At 66.1% G+C, this 24258-nt stretch carries 18 protein-coding genes and 5 tRNA genes; 2 read left to right on the top strand and 21 right to left on the bottom strand.

Annotated features, from left to right (window positions below; all coding sequences use genetic code 11):
* Window positions 1-12 precede the first annotated feature (12 nt).
* From rpoC to LA521A_RS04665, 21 genes are all read right to left on the bottom strand, one after another.
* Window positions 13-4239: a DNA-directed RNA polymerase subunit beta' gene (rpoC, locus tag LA521A_RS04765; protein ID WP_281781205.1), complete on the bottom strand. Its 4227-nt coding sequence runs from the start codon at window positions 4237-4239 to the stop codon at window positions 13-15.
* A 95-nt stretch (window positions 4240-4334) separates the two neighbouring features.
* Window positions 4335-8504, bottom strand: coding sequence for a DNA-directed RNA polymerase subunit beta (gene rpoB / locus LA521A_RS04760; protein WP_281781204.1), 4170 nt, complete (start codon window positions 8502-8504; stop codon window positions 4335-4337).
* A 459-nt stretch (window positions 8505-8963) separates the two neighbouring features.
* Window positions 8964-9335: a 50S ribosomal protein L7/L12 gene (gene rplL / locus LA521A_RS04755; protein WP_281781203.1), complete on the bottom strand. Its 372-nt coding sequence runs from the start codon at window positions 9333-9335 to the stop codon at window positions 8964-8966.
* A 62-nt stretch (window positions 9336-9397) separates the two neighbouring features.
* Window positions 9398-9928, bottom strand: a complete 531-nt coding sequence (gene rplJ / locus LA521A_RS04750) for a 50S ribosomal protein L10 (RefSeq protein ID WP_281781202.1) — start codon at window positions 9926-9928, stop codon at window positions 9398-9400.
* 446 nt (window positions 9929-10374) lie between these two features.
* A complete protein-coding gene (gene rplA, locus LA521A_RS04745; protein WP_281781201.1) occupies window positions 10375-11073 on the bottom strand; it encodes a 50S ribosomal protein L1 in 699 nt (232 codons plus the stop codon).
* 3 nt (window positions 11074-11076) lie between these two features.
* Window positions 11077-11505, bottom strand: a complete 429-nt coding sequence (rplK, locus tag LA521A_RS04740; RefSeq protein ID WP_115843895.1) for a 50S ribosomal protein L11 — start codon at window positions 11503-11505, stop codon at window positions 11077-11079.
* 175 nt (window positions 11506-11680) lie between these two features.
* Entirely contained in the window at window positions 11681-12250 is a 570-nt protein-coding gene (nusG, locus tag LA521A_RS04735) for a transcription termination/antitermination protein NusG (protein ID WP_115843897.1), read from the bottom strand.
* Window positions 12251-12254: 4 nt separating this feature from the next.
* Window positions 12255-12632: a preprotein translocase subunit SecE gene (gene secE, locus LA521A_RS04730; protein ID WP_281781200.1), complete on the bottom strand. Its 378-nt coding sequence runs from the start codon at window positions 12630-12632 to the stop codon at window positions 12255-12257.
* A gap of 89 nt (window positions 12633-12721) precedes the next feature.
* A tRNA-Trp gene (locus LA521A_RS04725) sits at window positions 12722-12797 on the bottom strand.
* Between the two features lie 154 nt (window positions 12798-12951).
* Window positions 12952-14142 carry an elongation factor Tu gene (gene tuf / locus LA521A_RS04720; protein ID WP_115843879.1) on the bottom strand — a complete coding sequence of 397 codons (1191 nt, stop codon included), beginning with the start codon at window positions 14140-14142 and terminating at the stop codon, window positions 12952-12954.
* 49 nt (window positions 14143-14191) lie between these two features.
* Window positions 14192-14267: transfer RNA gene (locus LA521A_RS04715), tRNA-Thr, on the bottom strand.
* 35 nt (window positions 14268-14302) lie between these two features.
* A tRNA-Gly gene (locus LA521A_RS04710) sits at window positions 14303-14376 on the bottom strand.
* 82 nt (window positions 14377-14458) lie between these two features.
* Window positions 14459-14544, bottom strand: a tRNA-Tyr gene (locus LA521A_RS04705).
* A gap of 128 nt (window positions 14545-14672) precedes the next feature.
* Window positions 14673-15764: a redox-regulated ATPase YchF gene (gene ychF / locus LA521A_RS04700; protein WP_281781199.1), complete on the bottom strand. Its 1092-nt coding sequence runs from the start codon at window positions 15762-15764 to the stop codon at window positions 14673-14675.
* Between the two features lie 78 nt (window positions 15765-15842).
* Window positions 15843-16421 (bottom strand): aminoacyl-tRNA hydrolase, encoded by a 579-nt coding sequence (gene pth / locus LA521A_RS04695; RefSeq protein WP_281781198.1) that lies wholly within the window; start codon window positions 16419-16421, stop codon window positions 15843-15845.
* Window positions 16422-16474: 53 nt separating this feature from the next.
* A complete protein-coding gene (locus LA521A_RS04690; protein WP_281781197.1) occupies window positions 16475-17128 on the bottom strand; it encodes a 50S ribosomal protein L25/general stress protein Ctc in 654 nt (217 codons plus the stop codon).
* Window positions 17129-17234: 106 nt separating this feature from the next.
* On the bottom strand, window positions 17235-18194 hold the full coding sequence (locus LA521A_RS04685; RefSeq protein WP_281781196.1) for a ribose-phosphate diphosphokinase: 960 nt from the start codon (window positions 18192-18194) through the stop codon (window positions 17235-17237).
* A gap of 103 nt (window positions 18195-18297) precedes the next feature.
* Window positions 18298-18374: transfer RNA gene (locus LA521A_RS04680), tRNA-Gln, on the bottom strand.
* Between the two features lie 13 nt (window positions 18375-18387).
* The gene (gene ispE, locus LA521A_RS04675) at window positions 18388-19281 is read right to left on the bottom strand and encodes a 4-(cytidine 5'-diphospho)-2-C-methyl-D-erythritol kinase (RefSeq protein ID WP_281781195.1); all 894 of its coding nucleotides are present in this window, start codon (window positions 19279-19281) and stop codon (window positions 18388-18390) included.
* Entirely contained in the window at window positions 19278-19913 is a 636-nt protein-coding gene (lolB, locus tag LA521A_RS04670) for a lipoprotein insertase outer membrane protein LolB (protein WP_281781194.1), read from the bottom strand. The genes ispE and lolB overlap by 4 nt, the downstream gene beginning before the upstream one ends.
* Entirely contained in the window at window positions 19910-21607 is a 1698-nt protein-coding gene (locus LA521A_RS04665; RefSeq protein WP_281781193.1) for a tetratricopeptide repeat protein, read from the bottom strand. The genes lolB and LA521A_RS04665 overlap by 4 nt, the downstream gene beginning before the upstream one ends.
* Window positions 21608-21711: 104 nt before the next feature.
* On the opposite strand from LA521A_RS04665, the gene hemA reads away from it, so the two are divergent.
* Window positions 21712-23013, top strand: coding sequence for a glutamyl-tRNA reductase (gene hemA / locus LA521A_RS04660; RefSeq protein WP_281781192.1), 1302 nt, complete (start codon window positions 21712-21714; stop codon window positions 23011-23013).
* Window positions 23014-23070: 57 nt separating this feature from the next.
* Complete coding sequence (gene prfA, locus LA521A_RS04655) at window positions 23071-24156, top strand: peptide chain release factor 1 (protein ID WP_281781191.1); 1086 nt, start codon at window positions 23071-23073, stop codon at window positions 24154-24156.
* Window positions 24157-24258 lie beyond the last annotated feature (102 nt).

The raw sequence follows: 24258 nt of genomic DNA, 5'->3' as shown, positions 1-24258 counted from the left end.
GGCAGCCACTTCTTACGACGCGCTGGACTCTTCGCCCTGGACGTCGGCGGTTTCGGCCGCGGGCTCGGCGGTCGTCACCGGGGACGCGAGCGCCTCCAGCTCCGATTCCGTCAGGCCCGTGGCGCCGCGACGGCGCTGGGTGTGGTACGCAAGACCCGTACCGGCCGGGATCAGACGACCCACGATCACGTTCTCCTTCAGGCCACGCAGGCTGTCGCGGGTACCGCGCACGGCGGCCTCGGTCAGCACGCGGGTGGTCTCCTGGAAGGAAGCCGCCGAGATGAACGACTCGGTCGCCAGCGACGCCTTGGTGATGCCGAGCAGCACCGGCTCGAAGCCGGCCACGATCTCGCCGCGGGCGGCCAGACGTGCGTTCTCCTCGATCATGCGCTGACGCTCGACCTGCTCGCCATTGAGGAACTTGCTGTCGCCCTGGTCGGTGATCTCGACCTTGCGCAGCATCTGGCGAACGATCACCTCGATGTGCTTGTCGTTGATCTTCACGCCCTGCAGGCGGTAGACGTCCTGGATTTCCTTGGTCAGGTACACGGCCAGCGGTTCGACACCCAGCAGACGCAGGATGTCCTGCGGGCTCGGCTCGCCGTCCACCACGGTCTCGCCCTTCTCCACGTGCTCGCCTTCGAACACGATGATCTGGCGGTACTTCGGGATGAGCTCTTCGTGCTCGTTTCCGTCGGTGTCCTTGATGATCAGGCGCTGCTTGCCCTTCGTGTCCTTACCGAACGACACGATGCCCGAACGCTCGGCCAGCACCGCCGGATCCTTCGGCTTGCGGGCTTCGAACAGGTCGGCCACGCGCGGCAGACCACCGGTGATGTCGCGGGTCTTCGACGCCTCCTGCGGGATCTTGGCGACCACGTCACCCACGCCCACCGGCGCGCCGTCCTGCAGGTTCACGATCGAGCGCGGCGGCAGCAGGTACTGCGCCGGCAGGTCGGTACCCGGGATGCTCAGGTCCTTGCCGTTCTTGTCGACGATGCGGACGATCGGACGCAGGTCCTTGCCCTGCGAGCCGCGACGCTTCGGATCGGTGATCTCGCGCGAGGCCAGGCCGGTCAGTTCGTCGGTCTTCTCGATGACGGTGACGCCGTCGACGAAGTCGATGAAGCGCACGAAGCCGGCCACTTCCGACACGATCGGGTGGTTATGCGGATCCCAGTTGGCGACCGTCTGGCCCGCCTTGATCTCCGCGCCATCCTTCACGTTGACGGTCGCGCCGTACGGCAGCTTGTAGCGCTCGCGCTCGCGGCCGTGGCCGTCGAGCACCGACAGTTCGCCCGAACGCGAGACCGCCACCAGGTTGCCGCTGGCGTGCTCGACGTGCTTGAGGTTGTTGAACTTGATCGTACCGGTGGTCTTGACCGTCACGTTGTCGATGGCCGCCGCACGCGACGCCGCACCACCGATGTGGAACGTACGCATCGTCAGCTGCGTACCCGGCTCGCCGATCGACTGCGCGGCGACGACGCCGACCGCTTCGCCGTGGTTCACCAGGTGACCGCGACCCAGGTCGCGACCGTAGCAGTGCGAGCACACGCCGAACGAGCTGGAGCAGGTGATGGTCGAACGCACCTTGATCGACTGGACGCTGGCGTCCTCGAGCTTCTGCACCCACGCTTCGTCGAGCAGGGTGTTACGCGTGACGATCGGTTCCTCGTCGTTGCCCGGCAGGAACACGTCCTCGGCCACGACGCGACCCAGCACGCGATCGCGCAGCGGCTCGACCACGTCGCCGCCTTCGACGATCGGGGTCATGGTGAGGCCTTCGAACGTGCCGCAATCGGTCTCGGTGATCACCACGTCCTGCGCGACGTCGACGAGGCGACGGGTCAGGTAACCCGAGTTCGCCGTCTTCAGCGCGGTATCGGCCAGACCCTTACGGGCGCCGTGGGTCGAGATGAAGTACTGGAGGACGTTCAGGCCTTCGCGGAAGTTCGCGGTGATCGGCGTCTCGATGATCGAGCCGTCCGGCTTGGCCATCAGGCCGCGCATACCGGCCAGCTGACGGATCTGCGCCTGCGAACCACGCGCGCCGGAGTCGGCCATGATGTAGATCGAGTTCATCGACTTCTGGTCGATGGTCTCACCCTTCGCGTTCTGCACCTTCTCGGTGCCGATCGCGTCCATCATCGCCTTGGCCACGCGCTCGTTCGTGCGCGACCAGATGTCGACGACCTTGTTATAGCGCTCGCCGGCGGTGACCAGGCCCGACTGGTACTGCTCCTGGATTTCCAGGACCTCGGCTTCGGCCTCGTCCAGGATGCCCTTCTTCTCGACCGGGATCAGCATGTCGTCGATGCCGATGGACACACCGGCACGCGTGGCGTAGCCGAAGCCGGTGTACATCAGCTTGTCGGCGAACACGACCGTGTCCTTCAGGCCGAGCATGCGGTAGCACGAGTTGATCAGGCGGCTGATGTTCTTCTTGGTCAGCTCGACATTGGCCAGCGCGAACGGCAGGCCTTCGGGCAGGATCTCACGCAGCAGGGCGCGACCCACGGTCGTGTCGACGATCGAGGTCTTCTGCTCGCTGGTGCCGTCCTCGTTCTTCACCGTCTCGGTGATGCGCACCTTGCACTTGGCGTGCAGCTGCACGACGCGGTTGTCGTACGCGCGCTTCACTTCGGCGACGTTGGCGAACGCCATGCCCTCGCCCGCCTTGTTCTCCAGGGCGCGGGTCATGTAGTACAGGCCGAGCACGACGTCCTGCGACGGCACGATGATCGGCTCGCCGTTCGCCGGCGACAGGATGTTGTTCGACGCCATCATCAGCGCGCGCGCTTCGAGCTGGGCTTCCAGCGAGAGCGGCACGTGCACGGCCATCTGGTCGCCGTCGAAGTCCGCGTTGAACGCGGTGCAGACCAGCGGATGCAGCTGGATCGCCTTGCCTTCGATCAGCACCGGCTCGAACGCCTGGATGCCCAGGCGGTGCAGCGTCGGCGCGCGGTTCAGCAGGACCGGATGCTCGCGGATCACCTCTTCCAGGATGTCCCACACCTCGGCCTCTTCGCGCTCGACGAGCTTCTTGGCGGCCTTGATGGTCGTGGCGAGACCACGGCGCTGCAGCTTGGCGAAGATGAAGGGCTTGAACAGCTCCAGCGCCATCTTCTTCGGCAGGCCGCATTCGTGCAGGCGCAGGGTCGGACCGACCACGATGACCGAACGGCCCGAGTAGTCCACGCGCTTGCCGAGCAGGTTCTGGCGGAAGCGACCCTGCTTGCCCTTGATCATGTCGGCGAGCGACTTGAGCGGGCGCTTGTTGGTGCCGGTGATGGCACGGCCACGACGGCCGTTGTCCATCAGCGCGTCGACCGACTCCTGCAGCATGCGCTTCTCGTTGCGCACGATGATGTCGGGCGCGTTGAGTTCGAGCAGGCGGCGCAGGCGGTTATTGCGGTTGATGACGCGGCGGTACAGGTCGTTGAGATCGGAGGTCGCGAAGCGGCCACCGTCCAGCGGCACCAGCGGACGCAGGTCCGGCGGCAGCACCGGCAGCACGGTCATGACCATCCACTCCGGACGGTTGCCGGATTCGAGGAAGGCTTCGACCAGCTTGATGCGCTTGGTGAGGCGCTTGAGCTTGGTTTCGCTGTTGGTCGCGGCGATCTCTTCCTTCAGCGTGACCATTTCCGACTGCAGGTCGATCGTGCGCAGCAGCTCATAGACGGCCTCGGCGCCCATCGACGCTTCGAAGTCGTCGCCGTGCTCCTGGCGCGCCTGCAGGAACTGCTCTTCGGTGAGCAGCGTGCCGCGCTCGAGCGCGGTCAGGCCCGGCTCCGTCACCACGTAGGCTTCGAAGTACAGGATGCGTTCGATGTCGCGCAGCGTCATGTCGAGCATCAGGCCGATGCGCGACGGGAGCGACTTCAGGAACCAGATGTGCGCGACCGGCGAGGCCAGGTCGATGTGGCCCATGCGCTCGCGGCGCACCTTGGCCAGCGTCACTTCCGTGCCGCACTTCTCGCACACCACGCCGCGGTGCTTCATGCGCTTGTACTTGCCGCACAGGCACTCGTAGTCCTTGATCGGACCGAAGATCGCGGCGCAGAACAGGCCGTCGCGCTCGGGCTTGAAGGTGCGGTAGTTGATGGTTTCCGGCTTCTTCACTTCGCCGTAGGACCAGGAACGGATCAGGTCCGGCGAGGCCAGCGCGATCTTGATGGCGTCGAAGTCGATCGCCGCGCGCTGCTGGTTGAAGAGGTTGAGCAGGTCTTTCATGTTTTTCTCCAATCGGAGGAATTCGTCGATGGGCCGTAAATCGCTGAGTCAATGCAGCGGGAAGCGCGCGTTCCGCGGCGCTTCCCGCAACCCGATCAGTTCTCTTCCAGCTCCATGTTGATCGCGAGCGAGCGGATTTCCTTCACCAGAACGTTGAAGGACTCCGGCATGCCGGCCACCATCTCGTACTCGCCGTCGACGATGTTCTTGTACATCTGGTTGCGGCCCTGCACGTCGTCGGACTTCACCGTCAGCATTTCCTGCAGGGTGTAGGCCGCGCCGTAGGCTTCCAGCGCCCAGACTTCCATTTCGCCGAAACGCTGGCCGCCGAACTGCGCCTTGCCGCCCAGCGGCTGCTGGGTGACGAGCGAGTACGGACCGGTCGAACGCGCGTGCATCTTGTCGTCGACCAGGTGGTTCAGCTTCAGCATGTGCATGTAGCCGACGGTGACCTTGCGCTCGAACGCTTCGCCGGTACGACCGTCGAAGAGTTCCGTCTGGCCGCTGGACGGAAGGTCCGCCAGTTCCAGCATGCGCTTGATCTCCGACTCGGCCGCACCGTCGAACACCGGCGTCGCCATCGGCACGCCATCGGTGAGGTTCTTCGCCAGGCGCAGCAGTTCCTCGTCCGTGAACTGCGTCAGGTCGACGCGCTCACCCACGACGGAGTTGTCGTGGTTGTAGATGTCGTTGAGGAACTTGCGAAGCTCGCCGATCGCCTGCTGTGCTTCCAGCATGCGCTGGATCTTCTGGCCCAGGCCCTTGGCGGCCCAGCCAAGATGCACTTCGAGGATCTGGCCGATGTTCATACGCGACGGCACGCCCAGCGGGTTCAGGACGATGTCGACGGTCTGGCCGTCGGCCGCATACGGCATGTCCTGCACCGGCACGATGGTCGACACGACACCCTTGTTGCCGTGGCGGCCGGCCATCTTGTCGCCCGGCTGGATGCGGCGCTTCACCGCGAGGAACACCTTCACCATCTTCAGCACGCCCGGTGCGAGGTCGTCGCCCTGGGTGATCTTGCCGCGCTTGTCGGCGAAGCGCTTCTCGAACTCCGCCTTGTGCACTTCGATCTGCTTCTGCGCGCGCTCGATCGCCTCGACGGCTTCGTCGTCCTTCATGCGCAGCGTGAACCAGTCCTTGCGGGACAGGCCATCGAGCACCAGCGAGGTGACGGTGTCGCCCTTCTTCAGGCCACCGCCGCCGTTGGCGACCTTGCCGACCAGCTGCGAACGCAGGCGGTCGTAGATCGCGGCCTCGAGGATGCGGAACTGGTCGTCGAAGTCCTTCTTGACGCGACGGATTTCCGATTCCTCGATCTGGCGGGCGCGCTTGTCCTTCTCGATGCCGTCGCGGGTGAAGACCTGCACGTCGATGACGGTGCCGTCCATGCCCGGCGGCACGCGCAGCGAGCTGTCCTTAACGTCGGACGCCTTCTCGCCGAAGATCGCGCGCAGCAGCTTCTCTTCCGGCGTCAGCTGGCTCTCGCCCTTCGGCGTGACCTTGCCGACGAGGATGTCGCCCGCACGCACTTCCGCGCCGATGTACACCACGCCCGACTCGTCGAGGCGGTTCAGCGCCTGCTCGGAGACGTTCGGGATGTCGGCGGAGATTTCCTCCGGACCCAGCTTGGTGTCGCGCGCGACGCAGGTCAGCTCTTCGATGTGGATCGTGGTGTAGCGATCCTGCTCGACCACGCGCTCGGAGAGCAGGATCGAGTCTTCGAAGTTGTAGCCGTTCCACGGCATGAACGCGACCAGCATGTTCTGGCCCAGCGCGAGTTCGCCGATGTCCGTCGAGGGACCGTCGGCCAGCACGTCGCCGCGCGCGACCACGTCGCCCACGTTCACCAGCGGACGCTGGTTGATGCAGGTGTTCTGGTTCGAACGCGTGTACTTGATCAGCGTGTAGATGTCGACGCCGGCGTCGGTCTCACCAACGATCTCCGACTCGTTCACCTTCACCACGATGCGGCCGGCGTCGATCTGCTCGATCACGCCACCGCGGCGCGCGTTCACCGTCACGCCCGAGTCGCGCGCCACGGCGCGCTCGATGCCGGTACCGACCAGCGGCTTCTGCGCACGCAGCGTCGGCACGGCCTGGCGCTGCATGTTCGCGCCCATCAGTGCGCGGTTCGCGTCGTCGTGCTCGAGGAACGGCACGAGCGCCGCCGCGACCGACACGGTCTGCATCGGCGAGACGTCCATGAAGTGGATTTCGCTCGGCGGACGCAGCATCGACTCGCCCTGGTAACGGCACGCGACGAACTGGGCGGTGATCGTGCCCTTCTCGTCCTGCGGCGCGTTCGCCTGGGCGATGACGTACTCGTTCTCTTCGATCGCCGACAGGTACTCGACGTCGTCGGTCACGCGGCCGTCCACGACCTTGCGGTACGGCGTCTCGAGGAAGCCGTACTTGTTGGTGCGCGCGAACACGGCCAGCGAGTTGATCAGGCCGATGTTCGGGCCTTCCGGCGTCTCGATGGTGCAGACGCGGCCGTAATGGGTCGGATGCACGTCGCGCACTTCGAAGCCGGCGCGCTCACGGGTCAGGCCGCCCGGGCCGAGGGCCGACACGCGACGCTTGTGCGTGACTTCCGACAGCGGGTTGTTCTGGTCCATGAACTGCGACAGCTGCGAGGAGCCGAAGAACTCCTTGATCGCGGCGGCCACCGGCTTGGCGTTGATGAGCTCCTGCGGCGTCAGGCCTTCGGACTCCGCCATCGACAGGCGTTCCTTCACGGCGCGCTCGACGCGGACCAGGCCGACGCGGAACACGTTCTCGGCCATTTCGCCGACCGAACGCACGCGACGGTTGCCCAGGTGGTCGATGTCGTCCACGGTGCCGCGACCGTTGCGGATCTCGGTCAGCACGCGGATGACGTCGAGGATGTCCGACGTCTGGCCGCACTCGCCGCGCAGGCGGACGGACTCTTCGTCCTTGCGCTCGGCGAAGTACTTGGCGTCGTACAGCACCGACGCGCCTTCGGTTTCCTTGCGGCCGAGGCGACGGTTGAACTTCATGCGGCCCACGGCCGAGAGGTCGTAGCGCTCGAAGGTGAAGAACAGGTTGTGGAACAGGTTCTGCGCGGCGTCCTTGGTCGGCGGCTCGCCCGGACGCATCATGCGATAGATCTCGACCAGCGCTTCCAGCTGCGTCTTGGTCGCGTCGATGCGCAGGGTGTGCGACAGGTACGCACCGCGATCCAGGTCGTTCACCCACAGCGTGCCGACCGACTCGATGCCGGCCTTGCGGAACGCAGCCAGATGGTCTTCGGTGATCTCGTCGTTGGCGGTCGCCAGCAGCTCACCGGACTTCGTGTCGACGACGTCGCTGGCCAGGATGCGGCCCACGAGGTATTCGTCCGGCACGGCCAGGGCGGAGATGCCCGACTGTTCCAGCTGCTTGACGTGGCGCGCGGTGATGCGGCGGCCGGCTTCGACGATGACCTTCTCGCCATCGGACAGATCGAAGTTCAGCGTTTCGCCACGCAGGCGCTCCGGCACGAGCTCCAGCTGCACGCCTTCGTTCGGATCGACGTGGAAGGTGTTGATCTCGAAGAACTCACGCAGCATTTCTTCGTTGTTGTAACCGAGCGCGCGCAGCAGCACGGTCACCGGCAACTTGCGGCGACGGTCGATACGGGTGAACAGCGCGTCCTTCGGGTCGAACTCGAAGTCCAGCCACGAGCCGCGGTAAGGAATGATGCGGGCGCTGTACAGCAGCTTGCCCGAGCTGTGCGTCTTGCCGCGGTCGTGGTCGAAGAACACGCCCGGCGAACGGTGCAGCTGCGAGACGATGACGCGCTCGGTGCCGTTAACGATGAAGGTGCCGTTCTCGGTCATGAGCGGGATCTCGCCCATGTAGACCTCCTGCTCCTTCACGTACTTGATGGCCTTGGTCGACGACTCGCGGTCGTAGATCACCAGGCGCACGGTCACGCGCAGCGGCGCGCCGTAGGAGAGGCCGCGGTTGCGGCACTCGCGCTCGTCGAACGGGGGTTCGCCGAGCTTGTAGCCGACATATTCCAGCGCAGCGTTGCCGCTGTAACTGACGATCGGGAACACCGACTTCAGCGCGGCGTGGAGACCGCGATCGGCACGCTTGGCCGGATCGGTGTGTTCCTGCAGGAACTCGCGGTAGGAATCGACCTGGATGGCCAGCAGGAAGGGCACTTCAAGGATCGACTTGCGCTTGCCGAAGTCCTTGCGGATGCGCTTCTTTTCGGTGAACGAATAATTCGTCGTGGAAGCCGTGGTCATGATGAGCTGCCGCCTCGGTTTTCTCTGGATCGAAGGTTCGGATCGAGGAGGAGAACGCGGTGCCTGCGGGCCATGTCATTCCAACCGGACTGACGTGTTTCGCTTGCGGCGTTTCCGTTGTCTCGAATCGCGACCCCTTCAGGGGAATGAACTGTCAGTTGGAAGCCGCGGGTATTGCCGGCACCCGCACGCCCTCTAGTGCTGCTTCCAACTACCAACTCGGTTGGGTTTTCTTTGTTGCCGGGACTAGGGAATCGGGAATGGGGAATCGTGTTGCGGCGAGTCCGGCCGCTGCCGCCCTTGTCAGGCTGGCGGCGACGCTCGTTACTTTTCGACGATTCTCTATTCCCGATTCCCTACTCCCGTTGGAACGGCCAAAGGCCGGGGACTTTCGTCCCCAGCCTTCAGGTGGTCGCCGGTACTGCGCTCTCGGTCAAGAGCTGGCGACGCGGGTACTGCTTACTTCAGCTCGACGGTCGCGCCAGCGGCCTCGAGTTCCTTCTTGAACTTCTCGGCTTCTTCCTTCGAAGCGCCTTCCTTCACGACGCCACCGGCTTCGGTGAGGTCCTTCGCTTCCTTCAGGCCCAGGCCCGTGATGGCGCGGACGGCCTTGATGACGTCGACCTTCTTCGCGCCGGCTTCCTTCAGGATGACGTTGAATTCGGTCTGCTCTTCGACGGCCGGGCCGGCAGCGGCCGGGCCAGCGGCCACGGCAACCGGAGCGGCGGCGGAGACGCCGAACTTGTCTTCGATCGCCTTGACCAGGTCCATGACCTGGCTGATGGTCATGCCGGCAACGGCGTCGACGATCTGTTCGTTGGTAAGGGACATGTTGTTAACCTCTGGAAATATTTGAACGTACGAATCGGTTCAGTCGCATCAACGAGCGGCGGTTACGCCGTCTCGGCTGCGGCCTCGGCAGTTGCTTCTTCGCCACCACCCTGCTTGTCGGCGACCGCCTTGACGGCGCGACCGAACATGGTGACCGGCTCGGCCAAGACACGGGCCAGCATGGCCAGGGCCTGTTCGCGGGTCGGCAGGGCAGCGAGGAACTCGACGTGCGCGCCCGGAAAGAGCTTGCCGTCGATGGAAACGACCTTCGCCTGCAGCTTGTCGTTGGTCTTGGCGAATTCCTTGATCAGACGCCCGGCAGCACCGGGGTCTTCCGACGAGAACGCATACAGCAGCGGACCGACGAGCGCGTCTTTCGTGCACTCGAACTCGGTACCTTCGACGGCACGCGCGGCCAGGGTGTTCTTGACAACCTTCAAGAACACGCCGGTCTCGCGAGCCTTCTTGCGCATCGCGGTCATCTGGCTGACCGTGGTGCCTGCGTACTCGGCAGCGACCAAGGAGTGCGCCTTCGAAGCGACTTCCGCCAGTTCGGCGACTACTTCTTGCTTCTGGGACAGATTGAGAGCCATTGCACTCCTCCAAATGAACTCCGCTCGCGGCTCCAGCCGCTTGCGGTCCTGGGCGGCACCGGATCCCTGGCGCCGGGGATGTCGAGCATCCCGGTGGTGGCCAATCCAGAATGATTTCCAGAAGGCACCATCTACGCAGGCCGACCCGGACGGGTCCGGATTAAGCAGTCCCGCTTCCACCGACGGCGATTCCCTGCCATGTCGAGCATCCCTGCCCGTCGCCGGTAGGCGCAGACCGCACCTGCGGTCTTTGACGGCTGCCGCGCGGACCGTGGTCGTTGCGACGCCCTCAAAAGTTTCGTTCGTCGATTCCGCTGCGCGGGTCGGGAACGGTTGATTCTTTTTCAGCGCCCCGTTGGTTGGAGCCTTGGGACGCTGGATCCCGGCTTTCGCCGGGCTGACGCATTGGCAAAGGCGCTCGCGCTATGCGCGAGCGCGCCAACGCGTTACTTCAGGGTCAGCGAAGCCTGGTCAACGGTCACGCCCGGACCCATGGTCGAGCTGATCGAGATCTTCTGCAGGTATTGACCCTTCGCCGTCGCCGGCTTGGCCTTGATCAGGTCGAGCAGCAGGGCGTGCAGATTGTCCTTCAGCGAGGCGTCTTCGAAGCTGGCCTTGCCGATGGTGCAGTGGATGATGCCGGCCTTGTCGGTGCGGTAGCGCACCTGGCCGCCCTTGGCGTTCTTCACCGCCTCGGCCGGGTTCGGCGACACGGTGCCGACCTTCGGGTTCGGCATCAGGCCGCGCGGACCGAGCACCTGGCCCAGCTTACCGACGACGCGCATGGCGTCCGGCGTGGCGATCACGACGTCGTAGTTCAGGTCGCCGGCCATCATCTTCTCGGCCAGGTCGTCCATGCCGACGGCTTCGGCGCCAGCGGCGAGGGCCTCATCGGCCTTCGCACCGGCCGGGGCGAACACCGCCACGCGCACGGTCTTGCCGGTACCGGCCGGCAGGACGGTGGAACCGCGGACCTGCTGGTCGGACTTCTTCGCGTCCACGCCCAGGCGCACGGCGACGTCGACGGACTCGACGAACTTGGCCTTGGTGGCGGTCTTGACGATCTTGATGGCTTCGTCGAAGGCGTAGGCCTTGCCCGGAACCACTGCGGCCTTGATGGCCTTTTCGCGCTTGGTCATTGCCATGTCTTAACCCTCCACCACCAGACCCATGCTGCGGGCCGAACCCGCAATCGTCTTCACCGCCGCATCCAGGTCGGCCGCCGTCAGATCGGCTTCCTTCTGCTTGGCGATGGCTTCCAGCTGGGCGCGGGTGACCTTGCCCACCTTCTCGGTGTTCGGGCGCTTGGAGCCGGAGGTGATGCCCACGGCCTTCTTCAGCAGCACCGAAGCCGGGGTCGACTTGGTGACGAAGGTGAACGTACGGTCGGAGTACGCGGTGATGATGACCGGGGTCGGAAGACCCGGCTCAAGCTTGGAGGTCGCGGCGTTGAAGGCCTTGCAGAACTCCATGATGTTCAGGCCGCGCTGGCCGAGGGCCGGACCGACCGGCGGCGAGGGGTTGGCCTGACCGGCCTTCACCTGCAGCTTGATGTAACCAACTACTTTCTTAGCCATTGCTCTCTCTCCGGGTGCAAGCGCCTTGACCGCAGGCTCCCCATCGCGCCGGGAAAATCACGTGTCCCGACATCACGTTGAATAGGCTGTGCCGCTGACACGGCAACGGCCGCCCTTGGGCGGCCGGCGTTCCGGCCCGCGCCACAGGCAGCGAGCCGGCAAGTATAGCAGGGTTTTAGGCCTTTTCGACCTGACCGAATTCCAGCTCGACCGGGGTCGAGCGGCCGAAGATCAGCACCGCGACGCGCAGGCGGCTCTTCTCGTAATTGATTTCCTCGACCACGCCGTTGAAGTCGTTGAACGGGCCATCGATGACGCGGACCATCTCGCCCGGCTCGAACAGCACCTTCGGCTTCGGCTTTTCGACGCCTTCCTGAACGCGCTGCAGGATGGCATCGGCCTCACGGTCGGCGATCGGGAGCGGGCGATCGGCGGTGCCGCCGATGAAACCCATGACCTTCGGGGTTTCCTTCACCAGGTGCCAGCTCTCGTTGTCCATGCGCGGGATGCCCGCTTCGTCATGGGTCGCGATCTGGACCAGGACATAGCCCGGGAAGAACTTGCGCTCGGAACGGCGCTTCTGGCCGGAACGCATCTCGACCACTTCTTCGGTCGGGACGAGCACTTCGCCGAACTTGTCCTGCATGCCGTCACGGACGATGCGGTCGCGCAGGGTCTGCGCCACGGACTTCTCGAAGCCCGAATAGGCGTGGACGACGTACCAGCGCTTGTGCACTTCGGTCATTTGCTTACTGCCCCAGAATCAACTTGACCAGGAACTGGATGAACAGGTCCATGGCGGCGAGGATCAGGCTGAGCACCGCCACGGCGATGATCACGACCCAGGTGGTGCGCATGGCTTCCTGACGGGTCGGCCAGACCACCTTGCGCAGCTCGAAGCGCGACTCGGAAAGGAACTCGCGGGTCTGCAGACCCTTGCCGCTGGTCAGGAACACGACGGCCGCGAGGACCAGGCCGACGGCGACGGCCAGCGCGCGGAGCGGGCCCGCCCACTGATCGAAATAGATGTACGCGGCAACGCCAGCGGCCACCAGCAGCACGGCAAGTGCGTACTTGACGATATCGCCGGTGGAGGCGGATCCGGGTTGTTCGACCTTGCTGTTCATCCGATCCATCGCGCGGCAGCCAGGCCGCGTCTGTAGTGGGTAAAGGCCGACCACGTCTGACCGGACTTCTGCGGAGGACCCGCATGGGTTGGCACGCCAGGAGGGACTCGAACCCCCAACCTGCGGTTTTGGAGACCGCTGCTCTGCCAATTGAGCTACTGGCGTATGGAACTAGTTTAGAGCTTTCTGAGACGGCAAAGGCGGACCGAAGTCCGCCCTGCTGCCTTTCCGGCGTCGCCTGGCCGCAGGGCGCGTCCAGGTCGTCGGATCCCGCGATGCGGGAATGCCCCGCGCGCCGAAGCGCACGGGGCCGGTTTCATTACTTCAGGATCTTCGCCACCACGCCGGCGCCGACGGTACGGCCGCCTTCGCGGATCGCGAAGCGCAGGCCTTCGTCCATCGCGACCGGGTTGATCAGCGTGACGACCATCTTGATGTTGTCGCCCGGCATGACCATCTCGACGCCTTCCGGCAGCTCGACCGCACCGGTGATGTCGGTGGTGCGGAAGTAGAACTGCGGACGGTAGCCCTTGAAGAACGGCGTGTGACGGCCGCCTTCGTCCTTCGACAGCACGTACACCTCGGCTTCGAACGTGGTGTGCGGCGTGATCGAACCCGGCTTGGCCAGCACCTGACCGCGCTCGACGTCGTCACGCTTCGTGCCGCGCAGCAGCAGACCGGCGTTGTCGCCCGCCTGGCCCTGGTCGAGCAGCTTGCGGAACATTTCCACGCCGGTGACCGTCGTCTTCTGCGTCGGGCGGATGCCGACGATTTCGATTTCGTCGCCGACCTTGATGATGCCGCGCTCGATACGGCCGGTCACCACGGTGCCGCGGCCCGAGATCGAGAACACGTCTTCCACCGGCATCAGGAACGGCTTGTCGACGTCACGCTGCGGTTCCGGGATGAACGTGTCCAGCGCTTCCACCAGCTTCAGGATCGCTGGCACGCCGATTTCCGACTGGTCGCCTTCCAGCGCCAGACGGGCCGAACCGTGGATGATCGGGGTGTCGTCGCCCGGGAACTCGTACTTGCTCAGGAGTTCACGCACTTCCATCTCGACCAGCTCGAGCAGCTCGGCGTCGTCCACCATGTCGGCCTTGTTCAGGAACACGACGATGTACGGCACGCCGACCTGGCGCGACAGCAGGATGTGCTCGCGCGTCTGCGGCATCGGGCCGTCAGCGGCCGAACACACCAGGATCGCGCCGTCCATCTGCGCCGCACCCGTGATCATGTTCTTCACGTAGTCGGCGTGGCCCGGGCAGTCCACGTGCGCGTAGTGGCGCGTCGGGCTTTCGTACTCGACGTGCGCCGTCGAGATCGTGATGCCGCGCGCCTTCTCTTCCGGCGCCGCGTCGATCGCGTCGTACGCCTTGAACTCGCCACCGAAACGCTCCGCGCCCACCTTCGTCAGCGCCGCCGTCAGCGTGGTCTTGCCGTGGTCGACGTGACCGATCGTGCCCACGTTCACGTGCGGCTTGGTGCGCTCAAACTTACCCTTGGCCATGACAGTCGACTCTCGCTTTAGGACGGAATTACGGGTGGTACGGGAAAGATGGTGCTCACGAAAGGAATCGAACCTTCGACCTCCTCCTTACCAAGGAGGTGCTCTACCGACTGAGCTACGTGAGCAAGTTGTTCCAGCAGATCGTCTGTCGCGGCATCAATGGAGCGGGAGACGGGAATCGAACCCGCACCATCAGCTTGGAAGGCTGAGGTTCTACCATTGAACTACTCCCGCGCCGGACAAACCTGCTTGGGTACTGCGCCGGTGGTGGTAAGTCACCGGGGTGTTGCATCCACCAGACTACTGCTGTTGGAACTGGTGGAGGGAGGTGGATTCGAACCACCGAAGGCGTAAGCCAGCAGATTTACAGTCTGCCCCCGTTGGCCGCTTGGGTATCCCTCCAAAGAGCCCGCAATTTTGGGACTGGCCGGCGAGGTTGTCAACGCGTTTCACGCATCAATTTTCACGCGATGCATCCTGCGGCGTCTTCCGCGCACCCTCGCCCGCCGATGGACGGCGGGCCGGCAGCCTCAGACGTTGAAGCGGAAATGCAGCACGTCGCCTTCCTGGACGCGGTATTCCTTGCCTTCCAGGCGCAGGCGGCCGGCATCGCGCGCGCCGGATTCGCCCTTGTACTTGATGAAATCGTCGTACGCGATGGTTTCGGCGCGAATGAAGCCCTTCTCGAAATCGGTGTGGATCACCGCCGCCGCCTGCGGCGCGGTCGAGCCGGCCTTCACCGTCCATGCGCGGACTTCCTTCACGCCGGCGGTGAAATAGGTCTGCAGGCCCAGCAGCTTGTACGCCGCACGGATCACCCGGTTCAGGCCGGGCTCGTCCAGCCCCAGATCGGTCAGGAACGCATCGCGGTCGGCGTCGTCGAGCTGGCTGAGCTCTTCCTCGATGGCGGCGCACACCGGCACCACTTCCGCGCCCTCGGTGACGGCGCGGGCGCGCACCGCATCGAGGTGCGGGTTGTTCTCAAAGCCATCCTCAAGGACGTTGGCGACGTACATCACCGGCTTGAGCGTGAGCAGGAAAAGATCGCGCAGCACGAGCTTGTCGTCGTCCGACAGGCCGAGCGCGCGCGCGGGCTTGCCGTCGTCGAGGCCGGCGCGCACGCGACCCAGCACTTCCACGCGGATCTTCGCTTCCTTGTCGCCGGTCTTCGCCGAACGCTCGGCGCGCTGCAGCGCCTTTTCCACCGATTCCAGGTCCGCGAGCGCGAGCTCGGTGTCGATGGTGTCGATGTCGGAAATCGGATCGATGCGGTTGTTGACGTGGATGACGTCGTCGTTCTCGAAGCAGCGCACGACGTGCGTGATCGCGTCGACTTCGCGGATGTGCGCGAGGAACTTGTTGCCCAGGCCTTCACCGCTGGCGGCACCGGCGACGAGGCCGGCGATGTCGACGAACTCCACCGCGGTCGGGATGACCTTCTGCGGCTTGACGATTTCCGACAGCGCATTGAGGCGCGGATCCGGCACGGGCACGACGCCGACGTTCGGCTCGATCGTGCAGAACGGGAAGTTGGCGGCGGCGATGCCGGCCTTGGTCAGGGCGTTGAAGAGGGTCGACTTGCCGACGTTCGGCAGGCCGACGATGCCGCATTTGATGCCCATGGCGGTGTTCCGTGATTCGGGATTCGTGATTGGCGACTCGCGGCCATGCAGCTCGAATCGACAATCACCAATCGCGGATCACCTGCTGGTGTGAAGCCGCTTCATGGCTTCGTTGAAATCGCCGGACACGGCCAGCGGTAGCACGTCGTCGGCATCGCCGATGGCGCGAAGGATGGAGGCTTCGTCGTCCGCGCCGGGCTTGCCCAGCACCCAGGACGTCACGCGGTCCTTGTGCCCGGGGTGGCCGATGCCGATGCGCAGGCGGTGGTACTTGCCATGGCCGAGCAGCCTGGTGATGTCGCGCAGACCGTTCTGGCCGCCGTGGCCGCCATCGAACTTCAGGCGCGCGGTGCCCGGTGCGAGATCGAGTTCGTCGTGGACGACCAGCATCTGCTCCGGCTCGATCTTCCAGTAGCGCAGCGCCGCCGTGACCGATTTGCCGGAAAGGTTCATGAACGTGGCCGGCTTGAGCAGCCACACCGGCTTGCCGGCGATCTCGACCTTCGCCGTTTCGCCGAACAGCTTGGATTCCAGACCGAAGCGGGCGCCCTGACGCAGCGCGAGGGCGTCCACAAACCAGAACCCGGCGTTGTGCCGGGTCCGGAGATGTTCGGCACCGGGATTCCCCAAGCCGACGATGAGGCGCAAACCGTCCATCGTGAAGTCACGCCGACGCCTGCCCGCGTGCGCGGGCAGGCGTCGGAACGCGATTACTTCTCGTCCTTCTTGGCGGCCTTGGTGGCCGGCACTTCGGCCGACGGGGCCTCAGCCGACTCTTCGGCTTCGACGCGGCCGTGCTTGGCGATCACGACGGCGACGTCGTGTTCCTTGCCCAGCTTCAGTTCCGGCAGCTCCACGCCCTTGGGCAGCTTGACGTCCGACAGGTGGACGATGTCGCCGACCTTCAGGCCCGACAGGTCGATCTCGATGAACTCCGGCAGGTCGCGCGGCAGGCAGCTGACGGTGACTTCGTTGAGTTCGTGCGTGATCACGACGTCGGCCGACTTGCCAGCCGGCGAGCCTTCCTGGCCGATGAAGTGCAGCGGCACCGACGCCTTCAGCGCGGCGTTCAGATCAACGCGCTGGAAGTCCAGGTGCATGATGATCTGCTTGAACGGATGGCGCTGGATGTCGCGCAGCAGCACGGCTTCGACGGCGCCGTCGATGTCGAGGTTCAGGATAGACGAGTAGAACCACTCGTTCTGCTGGGCCAGCCAGATCTTCTCGTGGTCGAGCTGGATCGCCTTCGGCTCGGACTTGCCGCCGTAGACGATGGCCGGGATGCTGGCGGCATGGCGAAGGCGGCGGCTCGCACCCTTCCCTTCGACCTTGCGGCCAGTGGCCTTGAGGGTATGTTCGGACATTTTCGTTTACTCACTTACTGCGTTATGCCGCCTCGCGGCGGCGATGTGACTCTTCCGCGACCAGAAGAGCCTTTGGACCGGGACCGGAAACCGCTCCCGGAAAACTTCAATCCACGTACAGCGAACTGACCGACTCGCCGAACGCCACGCGTCGGATCGTCTCGGCCAGAAGCTCGGCGACGCTGAGCTGGCGGATCTTGCCGCAGGCCCGCGCCGCGTCGGACAGCTTGATGGTGTCGGTGACCACCAGCTCGTCGAGCTGCGACTTGGTCACGTTGTCCATCGCCGCGCCCGACAACACCGGATGCGTGCAGTACGCGACCACCTTGGTCGCGCCCTGCGCCTTCAGCGCGTTCGCCGCGGCGCACAAGGTGCCGGCGGTGTCGACGATGTCGTCGACCAGCACGCAGGTCTTGCCGGCGACGTCGCCGATGATGTTCATCACCGTGGCAACGTTGGCGCGCGGACGGCGCTTGTCGATGATCGCCAGGTCCGCATCGTCCAGGCGCTTGGCGATCGCTCGCGCGCGCACCACGCCGCCGACGTCGGGCGAGACCACCACCATGTTTTCCGTGCCGTGCGCGCGCCAGATGTCGGCAAGCAGCAGCGGCGAGGCGTACACGTTGTCGACCGGGATGTCGAAGAAGCCCTGGATCTGGTCGGCGTGGAGATCGACCGTCAACACGCGATCGGTACCGACCGCACTGAACATCTTCGCCGCGACCTTGGCCGTGATCGGCACGCGCGAGGAACGCGGGCGGCGATCCTGGCGGGCGTAGCCGAAGTACGGCACCACCGCGGTCACGCTGGCGGCCGAGGCGCGCTTGAGCGCGTCCACCAGCACCAGCAGCTCCATGAAATTCTCCGCCGTGGGCGCGTTCGTCGGCTGGATGACGAACACTTCCTGGCGACGGACGTTCTCCTCGATTTCCACCTGCACTTCGCCGTCGGAGAAACGGCCGACGAGCGCCTTGCCCAGACGGATGCCCAGTTCCCTGCACACCGAGTCGGCGAGCGGGCGGTTGGCGTTACCGCTGAAAATCAGCAGGTTGCGATCGTTCTGCATGGTCTGGCCGGTCGGGGATCAAGGATTCGGGATTGGGGATTCAGCCGTTGCGAATCCCCAATCCCGAATGCCCGACCCTCAAGCTGGATTACGTCGATGGAGTTGGCAGGGGCGGTAGGATTCGAACCTACGAATGCCGGGATCAAAACCCGGTGCCTTGGGCCACTTGGCGACGCCCCTGCAGTGGAGCCCGTCAGGGCGCCGGTCTTGCCTGCTTCGTCCAGTCCGCCAGTGCACGGTGCAGCGGCGAGGCTTGCGCCCCTTCCGCCACCCAGGCGCGAAGCCCGGTCGGCAACGCGGCCAGCGCCGCCTCGGCGGCTTCGCGGGTGGCGAATTCGACGAAACAACCGCTGCCGGAGCCGGTCAGGCGCGGCGAGCCGATCCGCGACAGCGCAGCGAAAACAGCCTCGACGGCGGATTCGCGCGCGCGCAGCACCGGCTCGAACGCATTCCCGAGCGGCACACCCGAAACGAAGTCCGACATTGTCGCGGCCGGGGCATCACGCGTCAATTCAGGGGATTTGAACAAAGTCGCCGTCGGGGCGTGGACGCCGGGATCGGCCAGGACGTACCAGGCGGGCGGCAGCGGGACCGGAGACAATCGCTCGCCCACTCCTTCCGCCCAGGCGTTCTCACCGCGCACGAAGACCGGGACGTCGGCGCCCAGCTGCAAACTGAGCTCCGCGAGCCGATCGAGGCCGAGCCCGGTGCCCCACATCGCGTCCAGCCCAACCAAAACCGTTGCCGCGTCGGACGAACCCCCACCGAAGCCGCCGCCAGCCGGAATGCGCTTATCAATCGCGATGTCCGCACCTTGCGGGCAATTGGCGACTGATCGCAGCAGATTAGCCGCCCGGACCGTCAGATCGTCCGCTTCCTCCACGCCCGCAACGGAGGCGCCACGCCGACGCACCTGACCGTCGTCGCGGACGCGCAGGCGCACGGTATCGCCCCATTCGAGGATGCGGAAAACCGTCTGGAGCAGGTGGTAGCCATCGGGACGCCGGCCGGTGATCCGCAGAAACAGATTCAGCTTGGCCGGCGCGGGCCAGACGGTCCACGCCGCTTCCGGGACCGCGTCGTTCATGGCGTTACGCCAGGGGTCCACTGGTCGATGATGAGTCGGACGCGCGCATCGCCCAGCGTCGCGGTGAGCCGCGCCGGGAGGACCGGACCGCCCGTCGCGGCCGCCTCGGCCTGCCATTGCGCGAAATCGATCGTCCAGCCGGCCTGCACCAGGCGCACCGGGCGATTGCCCTCGCCGTACACGATCCGCGCCTCGCCGAAGCGCGCCGGGTCGGCACCCACGCCCCGCACCCAGTCGGCGAGCGCGCGCACGGGAATGTTCCAGCCCGTGGTTTCGCGCAGGAGCGCCTCGACGTCGGCCGCTTCGCGCGGCCCGCCTTCGATGCCGTCCAGCCGGCCGCCGGTGCCGTCGCCGCTCAGGCGCCAGCTCTGGCGCGTGACCGGCGCGCTCAGCGACACCGTGTAGCGCTCGCCCGACTGCTGCCAGTCGATGCGCCCGCTCCCGCCCTGCTTGCCGTTGGACACGGCGATGCGTCCGGAGAGCGACCAGTTCGTCAGCGCCGCGCGACGTTCGTCCTGTGCACGCGCCTGCGCGTGGTCGACCGGCACGTCGGGAGCGCGGGGCGGCTGCGAAACGCAGCCGGCAAGGATCAGCGCCATCGCGACCGGCGCAAGGAAGGCACGAATCGTCATGCGCCGGTCTTCTCCAGCGCGCGCTTGAGCGAGCGGTTTTCGGGGTCGATCTTGCGCGCCTGTTCGAAGTACTTGCGCGCCTCGTCCTTGCGGCCCAGGTCCCACAGCACTTCGCCGACGTGCGAGGCGATTTCCGCGTCCTTCTGCAGGGTCAGCGCGCGGCGCAGTTCGACCAGCGCCTCCTCCTTGCGGCCCATGCGGTAGAGCACCCAGCCGTAGCTGTCGATGATCGCCGCGTTGTCGGGTTCGGCGGTGCGCGCGCGCTCGATCAGCTGCAGCGCTTCCTGGTAGCGCGTCGTGCGATCGGCGAGCGTGTAGCCCAGCGCGTTGAGCGCGGCCACGTTGTCAGGCTCGGCGACGAGGATCTTGCGAAGGTCGGCTTCGGCGCGCGGGATATCGTCGCGACGTTCCCAGCTCAGGCCGCGCGCGTAGAGGATTTCCGGATCGTCCGGGAACGCCGCCAGCCCGCGCGCGTAAACCTCCATTTCGCCGTTGGCGTCGTCGTCCTTGTCGCGCAACGAAGCCTCCAGCAGGTAGGCGTCGCGACGCGCTTCGTCGTCGGCGGCGGCATCGGCCTGCAGTTCGCGAAGGGACTTGTAGGCTTCATCGCCGCGCTTGAGTTCGTGCAGCACGTTCGCCGCGCGCAGGCGCGCCGACCAGCGCTGGCCGCCGCCGGGCACGCCGCGGTACCAGGCCAGCGCTTCGTCGTAGCGTTCGAGGAATTCGGCGATCTGGCCCAGCAGCAGCCGGCGCTGCGGATCCGGGTCGCTCGACCGCGCGCGCAGTTCGTCGTACAGGCGGCCCAGCGAGCTCTTGTCCTCGGCCTGCGCGAGCAGCGCCGCGCGAAGCGAGTAGCTCTGGTCGTCCTGCGGGCCTTGCGCGAGCACCGCTTCGGCGGCGGCATAGTCGCCAAGGCGGTGGTATTCGTCGGCGATCGCGCGACGTAGCTCGGCGTCGTCGCCCGCCTGCGCGGCGAGCGATTCCAGCAGTTTGCGCGCATCGTCGGTCTTGCCGGCTTCGCGCAGCTGGCTCGCACGCAGCAGGCCGACGCGGGCTTCGCCTGGGAAACGCTCCACGACTTCGGCGACGATGCGTTCGACCAGCTCCGGCTGTTCGAGCGCCTGCGCGAGGCCGCCGAACGCCAGCCACGCCTGCAATTTGTTCGGGATGCGGCCACTGTCGACAAGCTTGTCGAGCAGGCGCGCGGCCTGCTTGGGATCGCGCGCGCCGCCGGACAGCACGCCCAGCGCCTGCCGCCACCCGGCATCGCCCGGGGCCTGCAGGAGGTCGGTCAGGTGCTTGCGGGCCTGGCGCTCGTTGCCGCGACGGATCGCGAGCACGGCTTCGGCCGCGGACAGATTCAGGCCTTCGCCGCCCTGCTTGCGCCACAGCTCAAGCGCCTGCGCGGCGCGCTTGTCGTCCTTCGCCAGCAATGCGATGCGGGTCGCGCGTTCGGCGAGCGCGACGTCGTCCGCCTGGCGGGCCGCATCCAGATAGGCCTGCGCGGCGTCGTCCAGGCGCCCGGACTGCAACGCGAATTCACCGGCGAGCAGGGCTTCCAGCGAAGCGCCGGTGGGATCGGCCGGGGACGAAGGCGGCGCCTTCTCGGCCGCGAGCAGCGGCGTGAAGGCGGGCGTGGCGATGGAAGCCAGGGCGACAAGGGCGAAACAGAGCGTGCGCGAGGCAGCGGGCATTCGAACGGGCCTGAAGGAAGCCGGGACGGAACGGGGCCGGTAGAATATCGGCCTCCGGGTAGCCAGCAGCTTATCGCAAGCACCTGAACGAAGGTCCGGCGTCAATGAGTTTGTTCGTACTAGGCATCAATCACCAGACCGCGCCGGTCAGCCTGCGCGAGCGCGTGGCGTTTTCGGCCGACACGGTGCCGGCCGCGCTGGGTGCCTTGAAGACGCTTCCGCAGGTGCAGGAAGTCGCCCTGCTGTCCACCTGCAACCGGACCGAACTCTACGCGGTGTCGAACGACGACGGCCAGGCGCTCGCCAACTGGCTGGCCACGCATCCGGACGACGTCGGCGACCTGCACGCCTACCTCTACCGCCATCGCGATGCCGATGCGGTGCGCCACCTGTTCCGCGTCGCGACCGGGCTGGATTCGCTCGTGCTCGGGGAACCGCAGATCCTCGGCCAGGTGAAGGATGCCTGGGCCACCGCGCGCCACGCGGGGACGCTGGGCAGCCAGCTCGACCGCCTCTTCCAGCACGCCTTCACCACCGCCAAGCGCGCGCGCACCGACACGCGCATCGGCGCCAATCCGGTGTCGGTCGCCTCGGCGGCAGTGCGCCTGGCGCAGGAGTCGTTCGCGCGGCTGGAAGACTCCACGGTGCTGATGATCGGCGCCGGCGAGACCATCGAACTGGCCGCGCGCCACCTCGTGCAGGCGCGCGCCAAGCGTCTTCTCGTCGCCAACCGCACGCTCGCGCACGCGCAGGAACTCGCCAGCCGCCATGGCGGTGTCGCGTTGCCGCTGAGCGAGATCGACAAGCACCTCGGCGAGGCCGACGTGGTGATCTCCGCCACCGCAAGCCGCGATCCGATCCTGCATCGCCCGCACGTCGCCGCCGCGCTCGCCACGCGCAAGCACCGGCCGATGCTGCTGCTCGACCTCGCCGTGCCGCGCGACATCGCGCCCGACGTGGCCGAGCTGAAGGATGTCTTCCTCTACACGGTCGACGATCTGGAACGCGCCATCGAGGACAACCGCCGCAGCCGCCGCGAAGCCGCGACAGAAGCCGAGGCGATCGTCGAACTGCAGGTGGCGCGTTTTACCGAAACGATGGTCGCCAGCACGCGCACCGAGCCGCTCAAGCGCCTGCGCGCGCACGGCGATGCCGCCAAGGCCGACGTGCTCGCGCGTGCGCAGCAGCAGCTCGCCGCCGGGCAGGATCCGGCGCAGGTGCTGAATTACCTCGCGCACACGCTCACCAACCGCCTGCTGCACGCGCCGACCATCGCGCTGCGCGAAGCCGCGCTCACCGGCAATGCGGAACTGGCGCGCGCCGCCGAAAAACTCTTCGCGGCGAGTGAGGACGAAGTCGAGAGGAATGCGAAGCGCGTGGACGGGAGCGACGAAGGGGAAGCCTAGCGACATCCATGTCGCGGTCCTTGATCGTTCCCACTCTTCCACACCCGTGCCTCGCCCATGACGCCCAGCCTGCGCCGCAAACTCGAAGCCCTCGCCGAACGGCGCGAAGAACTCGAACGCCTCTTGTCCGATCCCGGCGTCATCGGCGATGCGGACCGCTTCCGCCGCTTCTCCCGCGAATTCGCCCAGCTCGAACCGGTGGCGAATGCGCTGAAGGCCGAAGCGCAGGCGAAGGACGACCTCGCCGCCGCGCAGGCGATGCGCGAGGACCCGGAGCTGGCCGAACTCGCCCAGGACGAGATCGCCGCCGCGCAGGCGCGCCTGGAACGCCTCGATGCCGAACTGCTCGCGCACCTGATCCCGAAGGACCCGCGCGACGAAGGCGACCTCTACCTGGAGGTGCGCGCCGGCACCGGCGGCGACGAAGCGGCGATCTTCGCCGGCGACCTGTTCCGCATGTATGCACGTTACGCCGAGCGCCAGGGCTGGAAGGTCGAAATCGAATCGGGCAGTCCCGGCGAACACGGCGGCTTCAAGGAAGTCATCGCGCGCGTGGAAGGCCGCGGCGCCTATTCGAAGCTGAAGTTCGAGTCCGGCACGCATCGCGTGCAGCGCGTGCCGGAAACCGAATCGCAGGGCCGCATCCACACCTCCGCGGCGACGGTCGCGATCATCCCGCTAGAAGCCGAAGGCGAGCCGATCGAGATCAATCCCGCCGACCTGAAAGTGGACACGTTCCGCTCCAGCGGCGCGGGCGGGCAGCACGTCAACAAGACCGAATCGGCGATCCGCATCACCCATGTCCCAAGCGGCCTGGTGGTCGAAAGCCAGACCGAACGCAGCCAGCACGCCAACCGCGACAAGGCGATGAAGCGCCTGGCCGCGATGCTCGCTGAAGCGCAGGCGGCGAAGGCCGCCGCGGCGCAGGCCTCGATGCGCAAACTGCAGGTCGGCAGCGGCGATCGCAGCCAGCGCATCCGCACCTACAACTTCCCGCAGGGCCGCATCACCGACCATCGCGTCGAGGGCCTGACGCTGTACGACCTGCCCAACGTGATCCAGGGCGACATGGACGAACTCGTCGCGCGACTGCAGCACGAACACCAGGCCGACGAACTGGCGCGCCTCACGCAGGAAAGCTGATCCTGCTTCAGCCTCTCGCCCGCCTGCTGGAGAAGGATCGGGCTGAGGGCAAACCCGAAGCCGCGCACCGATATGATCGACGTCAGGGCGCACCCTCCCGCG

The organism is Lysobacter auxotrophicus (assembly GCF_027924565.1).
Taxonomy (GTDB): domain Bacteria; phylum Pseudomonadota; class Gammaproteobacteria; order Xanthomonadales; family Xanthomonadaceae; genus Lysobacter_J; species Lysobacter_J auxotrophicus.
The sequence above is the reverse complement of the archived record's forward strand: the minus strand, read 5'-3'. Positions and strand labels throughout refer to the sequence as shown.